This is a genomic window from Roseibium suaedae (assembly GCF_900142725.1).
In the GTDB taxonomy this organism is placed as follows: Bacteria; Pseudomonadota; Alphaproteobacteria; order Rhizobiales; family Stappiaceae; genus Roseibium; species Roseibium suaedae.
The window spans coordinates 886,300-900,651 of the sequence record NZ_FRBW01000001.1; the positions used below are offsets into that span (position 1 = coordinate 886,300).

A 14,352-nucleotide genomic window follows, 5' to 3' on the forward strand; every position below is an offset into this window, starting at 1 on the left:
CCGCAGCCCCTGAGGAACGGTAGGTTCCGCGCGAATTCCTTGCCGCCGGACAAGGGCGCGGGCCGCGCTGCCCCCTCCGGTGTGCCTGTCACAAGAAGGTGCCAGATGGTCCACATCTACAAGATCGTTCCACAAGACATGTGGCAGGCTGCCGAAGCGGAGGGTGTTTTTCACGGTGCTCCGGTCGATCTGGCGGATGGCTACATTCACTTCTCGACGTCTGCGCAGGCACGGGAAACCGCAGCCAAGCACTTCAAGGGCCAGACCGGACTTCTGCTGGCAGCCTTTGATGCCGGCCAGTTCGGCAGCGACATGAAGTGGGAGCCGTCCCGCGGCGGTGCCCTGTTCCCGCATCTCTACACGAGCCTTGCCACCAGCGCTGCCCTTTGGGTCAAGCCGCTGCCGCTGGGCGATGATGGTCAGCACGTATTCCCGGAAATGGACCAATGAGCTTTTCCCTGCTTGAGAAACTGGCCCTCAAGGGGCTTCACCAGATGGACGCGGAAGCTGCCCATGGTGTGACGATCAAGGCCCTGAAGACCGGGCTGGTTCCCACTTGCGCCAGGTCTGCGGATACAAGACTGTCCCGGCGGATCTGGGATCTCCAATTTCCCAATCCGGTCGGCATGGCAGCCGGGTTCGACAAGAATGGCGAAGTGCCGGATGCGCTGCTGAAGGCCGGTTTCGGCTTTACGGAAGTGGGCTCCGTGACGCCGAAGCCTCAGCCGGGCAATCCGAAGCCGCGCGTGTTCCGCCTGCCCAAGGACCAGGGCGTGATCAACCGCTTCGGCTTCAACAACGAAGGTCACATTGCCCTGCGCCAGCGCATGGAAGCGCGCAAGGGCAGGCCCGGGATCGTCGGGATCAATGTTGGTGCCAACAAGGACGCCACGGACCGTGTGGCCGACTATGTCGCCGGTATCGATGCCTTTGCCGATCTGGCTCATTATTTCACGGTCAATGTGTCCTCGCCCAACACGCCCGGCCTGCGCAATCTCCAGGCGCGCGACGCCTTGGCGGAACTGCTCTCCGGCGTGATGTCCGCGCGGGACAGCCAGACCCAGAAGCTCGGCCGGAAGGTTCCGGTGCTGCTCAAGATCGCCCCGGACGTTGAGGACCGCGAGCTTTCGGAGATCTGCGAGGAGGTTCTGGCCAAGCAGGTGGACGGGCTGATCGTCTCCAACACCACCATTTCCCGGGAAGGCCTGTCAGCGGATGCCAATGCGGATCAGGCCGGCGGTCTCTCCGGCCGTCCCCTGTTCCGCCGTTCTACCATTGTGCTGGCGAAGGTGCGCAAGCTCGTGGGGCCGGACTTGCCGCTGATCGGCGTTGGCGGTGTCGACAGCGCCGAAGCGGCCTGGGCCAAGATCACCGCAGGCGCGGATCTGGTGCAGCTCTATTCCGCGCTGGTCTATGAGGGCATGGGCCTGGTCGGGCAGATCCTTGATGGTCTTGCCGAACAGCTGGACCGCAATGGCTTTTCCAGCCTGCAAGATGCGGTCGGCATCAATGCGGATGGCTGGGCCAAGGCCTCCCTCACCTGAGACAAAGCTTGAGCTCCGCGTGAGCGGGGCTCAGACGGGCAAAAGCGAGCTGCCGGGCTCTGGAAACAGATCCGCCCGGCGCTTCCGGCAGATCAGCCAGAGGCTGAACCCCCGCATGCCGAAGAAGATGTTCAGCGCCAGCCATAGTCCATGGTTTCCGAGTATCGGAAACAGGACGTAGAAGGCTGCGATGAAGACCGCGAGAGACAGCAGCATCATGTTGCGCATGTCCCGCGACCAGGTGGCGCCAATGAAGACGCCATCCATCAGGAAGGCAAGAACACCCGAGAGGGGCGTCAGGGCTGACCAGATCAGATAGGCCTTTCCGGTTTCACGGACGGCGGCATCGGTTGTCATCAGATCGAGAAGGGCTGGACCGGCACTCAGGAAGATGGCCGCGAGCACGCCCGCCAGAACGTAGCTCCAGAGGCTGGTGATCTTCAGGGCCAGGTCAAAGGCCTTCCGGTTTCTCGCTCCGACCGCGCGGCCTGCAAACTGTTCGGCAGCCGTCGCCAGACCGTCGAGGAAATAGCTGGCCACCAGAAACAGCTTGTCCAGAAGCGCATTGGCCGCAAGCAAAACGTCGCCCTGCGCCGCAGACTTGCTGGTGAAGAAGCCGAAGGCGCTGAGCAGGCAGAAGGACCGGATCATGATGTCCCGGTTCACCGCCATCATCCGCAAGAGCAGGCGCTTGTCGAAGATCGTCTCGCGCGCCGGCCAGGGCGTATGGCGGGCCGAACGGAGGAAGAGACTGGCGCCCAGAAGCGCCGTGACGGCCTCGCTGATGACCGTTCCGGCCGCGACGCCTTCCACGCTCCAGTCCAGCCAGAGCACGAAGATCAGGGACAGGACGATGTTGAGACCGTTGCTGACCAGCTGCAGCAAAAGGCCCGTACCTGCGCGGCCGATGCCGAGAAACCAGCCAAGGATGGCATAATTGGCCAGCAGGAACGGGGCACTGTAGATCCGCGTCGAGAAATAGCGCTCCGTTGCGTCCTGGACCTCGGCGCTGCCGCCGATCAGCCTCAGGCCCACTCCCAGGGCAAGGCTCTGGACCAGCAGGATGGCAAGTCCGATAAGGCAGGCAACGATCAGGGCGCGCAGGGCGGTTGCCTTGATCTCGATCTGGTCATCCGCTCCGAGGGCCTGGGCGGTGAGACCCGTGGTGCCCGAGCGCAGGAAACTGAAGCTCATGAACAGCACGTCAAAGATTACGCCGCCGACCGCGATGCCGCCAAGCAGAGCCGGGTCGCCAAGCTGGCCGATGACCGCGGTGTCGACAATCCCGAGCAGGGGCGTCGACAGATAGGCAAGGGTCATCGGGACGGCGATGGCCAGCACACTGCGATGCGTGACCGAGAAGGCCTGAGCCTGCGAAGAGGCCTGGGAAGAAGAGACGGTCATGGGGAATCCTGAAGGAAGCCAGAACCGGATAGTCAGTGGCCGCCACCGGAAGGTCAAGACAATCCACAATCGGCCCGAGGGATGACCGATTGCCGCGTGCGTCATCGTGGCTCTGGTGTTTCTTGTCGTGAGCGCACAGGATTCAGCCTCCTCAGAACAGGAAGCTTTCCATGTGCCCCGTCAAAAAAACCTCCCATCCGCTGGAATCGCATATCTGGCTCCTTGTCGAACCGGGCGACTTTGTCGATGGTTATTCGGTTCCCTCCGAACGCGGGGCCAGAGAGGCCGCAGAGACAGGGCTGGCCATGCCTGGCTGGGCCAATTTGCTCCTGAGGCTGCGGAACCTTCTTGTGCGCCCCTTTGGCCTGAAGACCTCGCGGCCTGCAACAGGCGATGCAATCGGGATGTTTCCCGTCACCTTTGAAAACAGCCGGGAAATCATGCTTGGCATGCCCGACAAGCATCTGGATTTCCGGATTTCGGTGATGCGTGAGGACGGGCACATTCACATGGCCACCTGGGTGCAGCCGAAGAATGTCTTCGGGCGGCTCTATCTGGCGGCCGTCATGCCGTTCCACATCCTGATTGTACGCGATGCGCTCAGACGCATCGGAAAATGACGGGCATACCCCGTGCCGATTTTTCACTGGGAGCTTGAACCATAGCTCCGGTGAATTATGACTTCTGTATGCCTGTTCCGATTGTTCATCATCCTGCTTATTGCGCGGATCTTCCTGAAGGCCACCGGTTTCCGATGGACAAGTTCCGTGCGGTTGCTGCCCAGTTGACTGCCGAGGGATTGGTAGCAGGCGGCAAGTTCCATCGCCCGCGCCCCGCACCGTTCGAATGGGTGGCTCTCGCCCATGATCCTGCCTATGTCGATCAGGTGTTTTCCTGTTCGGTACCTCATGCGGTTGCCCGCGAAATCGGCTTTCCGATGAAAGAGGACATTGCCCTGCGCGCGCGCTGTGCGACCGGCGGCTCGGTACTGACCGGCTATCTGGCGCTGGAGCACGGCATTGCCTGCAACACAGCCGGGGGAAGCCATCATGCCCGCTGGAAGCATGGAGCGGGCTTCTGTGTCTTCAACGATGTGGCGGTCGCGATCCGGGTGATGCAAGCCGATGGAGTGATCCGGCGGGCTCTGGTGATCGACCTCGACGTTCATCAGGGCGATGGTACGGCTGACATCTTTGCCGGTGACAGCAGCGTCTTCACCTTTTCCATGCACTCCGAGAAGAACTATCCGGTGCGCAAGGTGCCCTCCGTGCTGGATATCGGACTTGAGGATGGGGTGGGCGATGCGGCCTATCTCGATCGTCTGAGGCCGGCTCTGGACACGGTCCTGGAGGCGGGGCCTTTCGACATTGTCTTCTACAACGCCGGGGTCGATCCCTTCGCAGGCGACCGTCTTGGCCGGTTGTCGCTGACACAGGAAGGGCTTATGGCGCGGGACAAGATGGTCATCGAGACTTTGCGCGCCAGTGGGCTGCCGCTGGCCGGCGTGTTGGGCGGGGGCTATTCCACCGACATCGAAGAACTTGCGGACCGGCACTGCAACTTGCACCGGGCCGCCGCCGCGTCATTTCTAGCGGATTGCTAGGGCTTACTTTCCCCGTCCGGCAGACAGGATGCGGGAGAGGAGCCAGATCGGGACGACGATGATGGCGCCCAGTACGAAATAGCGCATCAGGTTGCCGACCGCCGCGAAGCCCATGTTCCAGAGCCGTTCGATGAAGTCGAGGGCATGATAGAACAGGCTGAGCGGATCCAGGTTGAGCGCGGAGAGGATGACCCCGACCACGAAGGACAGGAAGACCAGCCGCAGGATGACCTGAGCAGGCGAGCCTCCCATGAACCGGGCCAGATTGTGATCGGACATGACGTGTCTCCTGACTGCGCGAAACGGCGCTACTGCCTACTTAGGTTGGAACCGCGTTGACCGCAATGGCAGGTTCGCATCCTCTGTTGTGTCGGTGTTGAACAAGTGACCTGCCGCAGCTGACCGCAAGCATGAGTGGCAAAAGGGGTCTGGAAAAGTGCAATATTGGCATCTACTGTTAAGATTGAAGGCTTTTGTGCCAAATACAAACACCCTTAATTGAGGTATACCTCAGCGTTAGGAAGGGATGTGTTGAGCGCAGGACTTGCGGCCTGCATCTCTTCTGGTTCAGCTCGCCGGATGGCGGGACAGCCGGTCACATAAGAACCCTGAAGCACTCGCCCCATCGGTAGCGCAGGTTTCGATTTCGGCGCCCGCCTGAACAGAGCATATAATGGCTGAACCTGTCGTGATGCCAGGGTTTCACTGGGGATTGCATGTTGGCGGACTTGCAGTCTCAATCAGGTGAAACTCCGATGAAGGTGCCCGGTCCCTCCCTCCCGGTGCTCTTCGCAGGTATCAAGTTGGCGCGGGACACCCGGATTGGGTCGTCCCGCGCTCCTCTTCCTTCCGAAGATTTGAAATCTGGCTCTTCTAACGAAGCCTTGCGTTTTTCTCGCTCACAGCCTGCGGCGCAGAAGCTTCCATGCGCAGCCCCCGCGGCGAGACGCCGTACCATTGCTTGACGGCTCTGGAGAATGCGCTGATATCGGAAAAGCCGAGGTGCTGGGAAATTTCCCCGACTGGCCAGTCCGTCTCCATCAGATAGGTTTGCGCCCGGCGCTTGCGCACATCATCCAGCAGTTTTCGGAACGTCGTTCCTTCGCTTTCAAGTGTGCGCTGGAGAGAGCGCTCGGACATGCCAAGCGCCTGGGCGATGGCCCTGACGGAACAGTCCCCCTTCTGCATCTCCGAACTGATGGCAGCGGTGATTGAACTGATGGCCGAAGGTTGAGAGGTTGCTTCCGCAAGAGCCCGGCGGGCCGCGCCTTCCACGATCACATAGAGATTGGCTTCTGATCCTGACGGTTTGCGATCCAGAAGCGAAGCGGAGATCAAAAGGCGTGTCGTTTGACAGTTGAAACGCACGCGCTGGGCGTAGGGCTTCAAAAACTCCGGCATGGTCTTGAGAGGCAGGGAGGCGAATTCGATCCGCATCGGCAGGGCGGTATCCTGTTCGAGCATGCGCTCCAGCCGGCCGACCAGATAGGCCATGAACGCCATGCTGTAGATCGTGCGAGGGCCGAACCGGTCGGGCAAATCCCAGGTCAGAATGCCGTCCTGCGCGGTCTCCTGATAGGTAAGGCCGATGCAATTGCTGCGCAGCGGATAGAAGATGCTCCAGTTCTTCAGAGCCTGGCGAATGCTCGGAGCAAATAATGCCATGTAGTCGAAACTTCCCGCATCCCCTCTGGGCAACCGGTGAAAGCCGTCGAACAGGGCGTCGTGATCGTTGCAGGAGGCGCCGAAATCTTCAAATAGGGCCAGCGTTGGCTGGATCGGGATCCTGTTGTCCGGACTCAGAAGCATGCAGGCGTTCAAATGGGACTTGGCAATGATCCGCTGCCAGTCTGCCCCTGCTTTCGCAGCCAGGTTCTCCAGCAGAATGACCGGGCCAGCCGTGACCCATTCATCCGCACCCGGATTAAGAAGTTTCGCCCGGTTTGGCATCGCTCCCCGCTGCCTCCCGCAAGGTACGCCCCTTGCTCATTCATTGGACAATCAAGACGTTATGATCTGGTCAAAGAAAAGGTAATGCATCTGATTTATTCTGTATATTGATAATAATTCTAATTTTTTGCTAAAATAGATAAAACATTTATATATCATATCAGCATTACCAGTAGATTTACTATGGTGCGATTTTAAAAGATATATCATTTATATTATTATAATTGTTTTTACTTACTTTTGCCCTCGTTAGGTTATTCAAATAACTCGGTTTTCTATTTGGGATTGAGGCGAGAGGAAAAAGTCTCCTCGCATAACCCAACCAATTCCGGCAATCTAGTGACGCAGGTTTCGCGGCGAAGTGCCAAACCAGGTCTTTACCGCTCGCGAAAAAGTGCTCAACTCGGAGAAGCCGAGAAGATAGGCAATTTCTTTCATCGGCAACTTTGTGCCCAGAATGTATCTCTCGGCAGCCTCCCGCCGGAAGTCCTCGCTTAGTTGGCGGAACGAGGTTCCTTCCGCTTCCAGCGTGCGTTGAAGCGAGCGGGCAGAGACCCCCAATTGGTCGGCAACTGTGTTCAGGTTGAAATTGCCCAGCTTCATGCAGTCCGCCATGGCATCCATGACGGGTGATAGCTTGGTCTTGCTGGAATTGTGCTGTTCCAGTTCCTCTTTGGCTGCCTGAACAAGAATGGCATAGAGATTCCGGTCGCCGCCCACGGGCCGCCGGTCAAGAAGATCCTTCGGCAGGATCACCGCGTTGCGGGTCTGATTGAAGGCAATCCGATCAGCATATTTTTCCAGAAATTTGCTGGGTCCTGAAGGGCGTTCTGCGGCCAGCTCAATCCTTAGTGGGGCAATTTCCTCACCAATCGCGGTTTCGAACCGGCGAATGGCCCAGCCAACCCGTCCGAACATGTTCTGGCGCCAGCAGCCGAAGTCATCAACGATCGGCCATTCGAAACACCCTTCGTTTTCCGTCTCCCGGAACTCGAGAAGATAGACGTTGTTGCGCATCCGGATGTAATTCACCCAGGACTGGCAGGATTCTCTCAAGGTCGGGGCGCAACTGAAGAGATAGTCAAAGACGGAAAATGTGCCCAGGTCGATGTCGTAGAAAATATCGAACATGATGGCATCGTTGCCGACATAGGTCGCCGCGTCTTCGAACACGCCGAACCAGGCTCTGAACGGAGCTGTTCCTTCCGCATCGTCAAGTGCCGCAAGGTCGAACTGGTATTTGCGGGCCAGATCCCGCCAGTTCATGCCGCTCGTAAGAGGATGATCGCGTAAAACGCGCAGAGCTTCGCATCTGCACCAGTCATTTTTCACGTTCATCAGACGACGCCCCGTTCGACTGCTTGTCGTTTCTCCCAATGCCATCCTGTCACAAAATGCCAAGATATGGAATTAAATGCAAAAAATTTCGACAAAAAAGTAATCTTTGGCCGTTTTGCTGGGGTCGTGCCCTAAAGTTTCGTCATGTCGAATGTTGCGTTGCATGCCGCCCCGCATGTCCGATGAACAACAAAAATCCCGCAGAACGTGCGGGGACGTTCTGCGGGATCTGTAATCGAGTGGACCAGACGGTCAGGCGGCTTCTTCGACCTGAACTTCTGCCTTTTCGGGCGGGAACCGTCCGTAGAAGGTCTCGTTGCCCTTGGCCATGTCGCGCAGCAGCTTGTTCGGCTTGAAGCGCGGGCCCCATTTGCGGGTGAACTTCTTGCAAAGCTCCACGAAGGCGGCCGTGCCCATGGTGTCGATGTAGCTCAGCGTGCCGCCGGAGTAGGGGGCAAAGCCGAAGCCGAGGATCGAGCCGACATCGGCCTCGCGCACGTCGGTCAGGCACTTCTCCTCGAAGATGCGGGCGGTCTCAAGCGCCTGCATCACCAGAAGCCGCTGCTTCAGCTCCTCGATGTGGAAGCTGGATGCTGGCTTGGGCTGGCCGGTGACCTCCGGAATGCCTGGCCACAGCTTCTTGTTCTTGCCCTCGTAGTCATAAAAGCCTTTGGCGTTCTTGCGGCCAAAGCGCTCGCGCTTGACCACCATCTCTTCCAGGATGTTGTCCAGCGGGCCTTCGACATATTTCACGCCCAGGTCCTTGCGGGTAGCGGAGACGATCTTCCAGGCCAGATCCAGCGCGACTTCGTCGCCCAGCGACAGCGGGCCGACGGGCATGCCCGCCATCTTGCCGGCATTCTCGATCATGGCGGCAGGCACGCCATCCGCCAGCATCATCAGGCCTTCGCGGATGTAGGTCATCACCACGCGGGACGTGTAGAAGCCGCGGCTGTCGTTGACGACGATCGGCGTCTTCTTGATGGCCTTGATGTAGTCGAGTGCCATGGACAGGGCTCTGTCCGAGGTCTTCTTGCCCATGATCACTTCGACCAGCATCATCTTGTCGACAGGCGAGAAGAAGTGAATGCCGATGAAGTTCTTCGGGCGGCTGGACGCTTCGGCCAGAGACGTGATCGGCAAGGTAGAGGTGTTGGAGGCATAGATCGCGCGGGGCTTCATCGCCGCCTCGGCCTTCTCCGTTACCTGGCGCTTGACTTCCCGGTCTTCGAACACGGCCTCGATCACGAGATCGCAGTCGCCAAGAGCGTCGTAGTCAGCGGTGGCGGTGATCTTGGCCAGCAGCTTGTCCTTCTGCTCCTGGGTGGCGTGGCCACGCTGGACGGACTTGGTGATCAGGCTTTCCGAATGGGTCTTGCCCTTGTCGGCAGCTTCCTGGTCCCGGTCGATCAGCACAACGTCGATGCCGGCCTGCGCGGTGACATAGGCAATGCCTGCTCCCATGAAGCCTGCGCCGAGAATGCCGACCTTCTTGATCTTGTTCGGGCGCTGGCCTGCCGGGCGGCGGGCGCCCTTGTTCAGCTCCTGCATGGAGACGAAAAGCGACCGGATCATGTTCGCGGCTTCCGGCGTCTGAAGCACCTTGGCGAAGTAGCGGCTCTCGACCTGAAGGGCGAGATCCATCGGCAGCTGCAGACCCTCCACGACCGCGCTCATCAGGTAGCGCGGGCCGGGATAGTTGTCATAGGTCTCCCGGCGGTAGATGGCATTGGCGGCCGGCCAGAACTGGAAACCGGCCGGCGAATAGACCGGGCCGTTCGGCAGCTTGAAACCCTTCTTGTCCCAGGGCTTGACCGGGTCGACACCGGCTGCGAGCAGCTTGCGCGCCGCGTCCACCAGTTTCTTTGAAGGGGCCAGGTCGTCGACGAGCTTGAGCTGCTTGGCCTGTGCACCGCGCAGGGTCTTGCCCTGCAGCAGGAACTGCATGCCCTGCTGGCCATCGGCCATGCGCATGACGCGCTGTGTGCCACCGGCGCCCGGGAAAAGCCCGACCTTCACTTCCGGCAGGCCCATCTTGAAGCCATCGTCCTCTGAGCCGAGGCGGGCATGACAGGCGAGTGCCAGTTCCGTGCCGCCGCCCATGCAGGTGCCGTTGATCGCCGCGACAAACGGCTTGCCGCAGGTTTCAAGTTTCCGGTAGATCAGCGACAGCTTGCGCGAGCCCTCGAAGAGAGCCTTGGCGGCCGCTTCCGGGTCCTTGGCACGCTGCTTGTGGAAGTCGGTCAGAAGGCCTTCCAGCATGGTCAGGTCAGCGCCGCCGGAGAAGGCGGCCTTGCCGGAAGTGATGATGGCGCCCTTGACGGCTTCATCGCCCGCAATCTGATCAACGATCTGGTTCAGCTCTTCCATGACCGTGAGGTCGATGACGTTCATGGATTTGCCCGGCATATCCCAGGTGATCAGGGCAATGCCGTCGGAACCGGTTTCAACGGTGAAGTTCTTGTAGGTCATTTTTGTCTCCTCCGGTTCGCTCTCAAACGCGCTCGATGATCGTCGCGGTGCCCATCCCTGCGCCAATGCACAGGGTGACAATGGCGGTGTTCAGGTCGCGGCGTTCCAGTTCGTCCAGAACCGTACCAAGGATCATGGCGCCGGTTGCGCCCAGCGGATGGCCCATGGCAATGGCGCCGCCGTTGACGTTGACGATCTCCGGATCAAGCTTGAAGGCCTGCTGATAGCGCAGGACAACCGAGGCAAAGGCTTCGTTGATCTCGACGAGATCGATGTCCTTCATGGTCATCTTGGCGTTTTTCAGCAGCTTTTCGGTCACATCCACTGGTCCGGTCAGCATGAGAGCCGGCTCGGAGCCGATGTTGGCGAAGGCCTTGATCCGGCCGCGCGGCTTCAGGCCCGCAGAACGTCCGGCCGAAGAGGAGCCGATCAGCACGGCCGCGGCACCGTCCACGATCCCGGAGGAATTGCCGGCATGGTGCACGTGACGGACGCTTTCCAGTTCCGGATGTGCCTGGATGGCGACCCCGTCAAAGCCCCCCATGGCACCCATCATCTCGAAGGACGGATTGAGCGCACCCAGCGACTGCATGTCCGTTTCCGGGCGCATGTGCTCATCCCGGTCCAGAATGGTGATGCCGTTGATGTCCTTGACCGGAACCACCGACTTTTCGAAGCGGCCCTTGTTCCAGGCTTTGGCAGCACGCTTCTGGCTTTCCACCGCATAGGCGTCGCAGTCGGTGCGGCTGAAGCCGTATTTGGTTGCGATCAGGTCGGCGGATACACCCTGTGGCATGAAATAGGAGGGAACAGCCACCATCGGATCAATCGGCCATGCCCCGCCGGACGCGCCAAGACCGATGCGGCTCATGCTTTCCACGCCGCCTGCGATCACGAGCTTGTGCTGGCCGGACATGACCTGTGCCGCAGCCATGTTGACCGCGTCGAGGCCCGAAGCGCAGAAGCGGTTGATCTGCATGCCCGGAACGGAGGTGTCGTAATCCGCGTCAAAGACGGCCGCGCGGGCAATGTCGCCGCCGGCTTCGCCCACAGGGTCAACGCAGCCGAGGATCACATCGTCGACGCGGGATGTGTCCAGGCCGTTGCGCTCGCGCAGGGCCTCAAGGGTGGTTGCGGCCAGACGAACGGCAGGCACTTCGTGCAGGGCGCCGTCCTTCTTGCCACGGCCGCGTGGCGTGCGCACGTGGTCGTAGATAAATGCTTCCGCCATGGTGTCCTCCTCAAATTATGATCTTTTACGACTTGGCCGGCAGGGGATGGCCGGGCATCAGGTCGTAAGGTGATTTCCAGCCGGGCAGGGCACGGATTGCGTCCAGCCAGCGGTTGATGTTCGGATATGCGCTGAAGTCGATGCCGATCTCGTCCGGCCAGAACAGGTAGCCGCAGAGCGAGAAGTCAGCGATCGTGGGCCGGTCACCGACGGTGAAGCTGCGCCCGTTCAGATGCGCATCCAGCACCGCATAGGCGCCCTTCGCCCGGCCTTCGAGCCAGGCCGTAACCTCGGTCTCGCCGGTCTTGGCAAACATGCGCAGGAACCGGAGCGTCGCCGTGTAGCTGGTCAGCTTGTGGTTATCGAACAGGATCCAGCGCAGGACTTCGCGGCGCTCTTCCTCATTCTTCCAGCCGAAGGTTCCAAGCTCGGACGTCAGATAGTCCAGGATCACGCCGGACTGGGTGAGCCGGGTGCCCTTGTGGTCCAGAACCGGGATCTCGCCCATTTCGTTGACGGTTTCCCGGAACTCGGGTGAGCGGGAGGCGCCGTTGAAGAAATCGACCCATTGCGGCGTCCAGTCCGCGCCGCTGAGTTCCAGCATCAGGGCAACCTTGTAGGCATTCCCGGACTGGGCGAAACAATGAAGCGTATAGTCGGACATGACATGACTTTCCTATGCGGGGGCCGGCCATTCGGCCAGCAAGGAAGGGTGCCAGGCGGGCTCCCTCCCTGCCGGTTCAGGATCAGAACTGGGCAGCGTCCAGCGACATCATGGTGTCTGCGCCGGAGGAGATCCGGGCCAGATGCGCTCCGGTTTCAGGCATCAGGCGTTCCATGAAGAAGGTGGCGAAAGTGAGCTTGGCTTTCAGCCACTCTTCCTTGCCATCTGCACCGGCGGCCAGCTTGGCGTTCACGGTCTTGACGATCTTCGCCCACATGTAGCCAAGGGCAACCAGGCCGAAGAGGTGCATGTAGTCGACGGAGCCGCCGCCCGCATGATCCGGGTTCTTCATGGCGTTGTTCATGAACCACATGGTCGCCTGCTGCAGATGATCAAGGCCCTGCTTCAGCGGCTTCAGATAGGGCTGAAGCGCTTCGTCCTCGCCGTTTTCCTTCAGGAAAGCGTTGACCTCCGCAAAGAAGCCCATCACGGCGCGGCCGCCATTGGCGGGCAGCTTGCGGCCGACCAGATCCAGTGCCTGGATGCCGTTTGCGCCTTCATAGATCATGGCGATGCGGGCATCACGGACGAACTGTTCCATGCCCCATTCGGCAATGTAGCCGTGGCCGCCGAACATCTGCTGGGCGTTGACCGCATTGGCAAAGCCAGTATCGGTGAGAACGCCCTTCAGGACCGGGGTCATCAGGCCCATCATGTCATCGGCCTTGGTGCGGGCCTTTTCATCCGGCGAGCGGTGGGAGACGTCCCCCTGAAGGGCCGTCCAAAGGACGAGGGCGCGGGCCGCTTCGTTGAAGGAGCGGATCTGCATCAGCACGCGGCGCACGTCCGGGTGAACGATGATCGGATCTGCTGCCTTGTCCGGTGCCTTCGGGCCAGTCAGGGCGCGGCCCTGGATGCGATCCTTGGCATAGACAACAGCATTCTGATAGGCGACTTCTGACTGGGCCAGGCCCTGAACCGCGACGCCGAGACGGGCCTCGTTCATCATGGTGAACATGGCGCGCAGGCCCTTGTTCTCTTCGCCAACGAGCCAGCCGGTAGCCGCGTCATAGTTCATGACGCAGGTGGCATTGGCGTGGATGCCCATCTTGTGTTCGATGGAGCCGCAGGAAACGCCGTTGGCTGCGCCGATCGAACCGTCGTCGCCGACGCTCTTCTTCGGGACGACAAACAGGGAAATGCCCTTCACGCCTTCCGGTGCGCCTTCGATCCGGGCCAGAACCAGATGGACGATGTTGTCCACCATGTCGTGCTCGCCTGCGGAAATGAAGATCTTGGTGCCGGTGATCTTGTAACTGCCGTCTGCCTGGGGCACGGCCTTGGTGCGGATGAGACCCAGATCCGTGCCGCAATGGGGCTCGGTCAGGTTCATCGTGCCGGTCCATTCGCCGGAGATCATCTTCGGCAGATACTTGGCCTTGATTTCGTCGCTGGCATGCAGGGTCAGGGCCGCCACGGCGCCGGCGGTCAGGCCCGGATACATGGCAAAGGCCATGTTGGACGCGGACAGATATTCGTTGAGGACAATGGCCAGCGTGTGCGGCAGGCCCTGGCCGCCAAACTCCGGATCGGCAGACAGCGTGCCCCAGCCAGCTTCGCAGAAGGCGTCGTAAGCGGCCTTGAAGCCCTTGGGCGGGGTGACGGTGCCGTCGTCGTGCCGGGTGCAGCCTTCCTGATCGCCGGAGAGGTTCAGCGGCTGGAGCACTTCTTCGGAAAACTTCGCGCCTTCGCGCAGGATCGCTTCCAGAAGGTCGCCGCTTGCATCTGCAAAGCCGGGCAGGTCGGCATAAGCGTCGAGGCCCAGAACGTCGTTGAGCAGGAAAAGCGTGTCGTCGACAGGTGCGGTATAGCTCGGCATGGAAATCCTCCCAGATTTGCCGGTGACTGCTGTGCTTGACGTTTCCGTAAACGTCACCTTGTCTTGTTTATAGTCAGGCTCATTCTTCTCAGCAAGGGGGTGTCCCAGGGGAAACGTGTGCTTATTTTTGCGATTTTCCACCCATCTGAGGCATTTTTCGGGTTTGCCGTAACGAAACGAGAGGCGCCTGAGGCCGTTTTTGTCCGTTTTTCGCAGTTTCCCGAATGAAGCGCTTCTGCGCGCAATCCGTCAATCGAAATCCGGAAA

Annotated in this window: 12 protein-coding genes; 4 read left to right on the top strand and 8 right to left on the bottom strand. The window is 60.2% G+C overall.

Going from position 1 to position 14,352, the window contains the following annotated elements; translation table 11 throughout:
* The first annotated feature begins 105 nt into the window (after positions 1–105).
* Together BUA94_RS04025 and BUA94_RS04030 are read left to right on the top strand one after the other, a co-directional pair.
* Positions 106–450: a DUF952 domain-containing protein gene (locus tag BUA94_RS04025; RefSeq protein ID WP_073009102.1), complete on the top strand. Its 345-nt coding sequence runs from the start codon at positions 106–108 to the stop codon at positions 448–450.
* Entirely contained in the window at positions 447–1,544 is a 1,098-nt protein-coding gene (locus BUA94_RS04030) for a quinone-dependent dihydroorotate dehydrogenase (protein WP_073009105.1), read from the top strand. Before BUA94_RS04025 ends, BUA94_RS04030 begins: the two co-directional genes overlap by 4 nt.
* Positions 1,545–1,574: 30 nt before the next feature.
* Here BUA94_RS04030 and BUA94_RS04035 read toward each other — a convergent pair whose 3' ends face one another.
* Positions 1,575–2,948 carry an MATE family efflux transporter gene (locus tag BUA94_RS04035; RefSeq protein WP_073009108.1) on the bottom strand — a complete coding sequence of 458 codons (1,374 nt, stop codon included), beginning with the start codon at positions 2,946–2,948 and terminating at the stop codon, positions 1,575–1,577.
* Between the two features lie 170 nt (positions 2,949–3,118).
* On the opposite strand from BUA94_RS04035, the gene BUA94_RS04040 reads away from it, so the two are divergent.
* Together BUA94_RS04040 and BUA94_RS04045 are read left to right on the top strand one after the other, a co-directional pair.
* Complete coding sequence (locus BUA94_RS04040; protein ID WP_073009111.1) at positions 3,119–3,568, top strand: DUF2867 domain-containing protein; 450 nt, start codon at positions 3,119–3,121, stop codon at positions 3,566–3,568.
* Between the two features lie 68 nt (positions 3,569–3,636).
* A complete protein-coding gene (locus BUA94_RS04045) occupies positions 3,637–4,551 on the top strand; it encodes a histone deacetylase family protein (RefSeq protein ID WP_073009113.1) in 915 nt (304 codons plus the stop codon).
* A 3-nt stretch (positions 4,552–4,554) separates the two neighbouring features.
* On the opposite strand, the gene BUA94_RS04050 is transcribed toward BUA94_RS04045, so the two are convergent.
* The 7 genes from BUA94_RS04050 to BUA94_RS04080 form a co-directional block, all read right to left on the bottom strand.
* Positions 4,555–4,830, bottom strand: coding sequence for a DUF6460 domain-containing protein (locus BUA94_RS04050; RefSeq protein WP_073009116.1), 276 nt, complete (start codon positions 4,828–4,830; stop codon positions 4,555–4,557).
* A 594-nt stretch (positions 4,831–5,424) separates the two neighbouring features.
* Positions 5,425–6,501, bottom strand: coding sequence for an AraC family transcriptional regulator (locus tag BUA94_RS04055; RefSeq protein ID WP_073009119.1), 1,077 nt, complete (start codon positions 6,499–6,501; stop codon positions 5,425–5,427).
* Positions 6,502–6,837: 336 nt separating this feature from the next.
* A complete protein-coding gene (locus BUA94_RS04060; protein WP_073009122.1) occupies positions 6,838–7,839 on the bottom strand; it encodes an AraC family transcriptional regulator in 1,002 nt (333 codons plus the stop codon).
* A 252-nt stretch (positions 7,840–8,091) separates the two neighbouring features.
* A complete protein-coding gene (locus BUA94_RS04065; RefSeq protein WP_073009125.1) occupies positions 8,092–10,311 on the bottom strand; it encodes a 3-hydroxyacyl-CoA dehydrogenase NAD-binding domain-containing protein in 2,220 nt (739 codons plus the stop codon).
* Positions 10,312–10,333: 22 nt separating this feature from the next.
* The gene (locus tag BUA94_RS04070) at positions 10,334–11,542 is read right to left on the bottom strand and encodes an acetyl-CoA C-acetyltransferase (RefSeq protein ID WP_073009128.1); all 1,209 of its coding nucleotides are present in this window, start codon (positions 11,540–11,542) and stop codon (positions 10,334–10,336) included.
* A gap of 25 nt (positions 11,543–11,567) precedes the next feature.
* Positions 11,568–12,206 carry a glutathione S-transferase family protein gene (locus BUA94_RS04075; RefSeq protein WP_073009131.1) on the bottom strand — a complete coding sequence of 213 codons (639 nt, stop codon included), beginning with the start codon at positions 12,204–12,206 and terminating at the stop codon, positions 11,568–11,570.
* 82 nt (positions 12,207–12,288) lie between these two features.
* A complete protein-coding gene (locus BUA94_RS04080) occupies positions 12,289–14,085 on the bottom strand; it encodes an acyl-CoA dehydrogenase C-terminal domain-containing protein (protein WP_073009134.1) in 1,797 nt (598 codons plus the stop codon).
* Between the last annotated feature and the right edge of the window lie 267 nt (positions 14,086–14,352).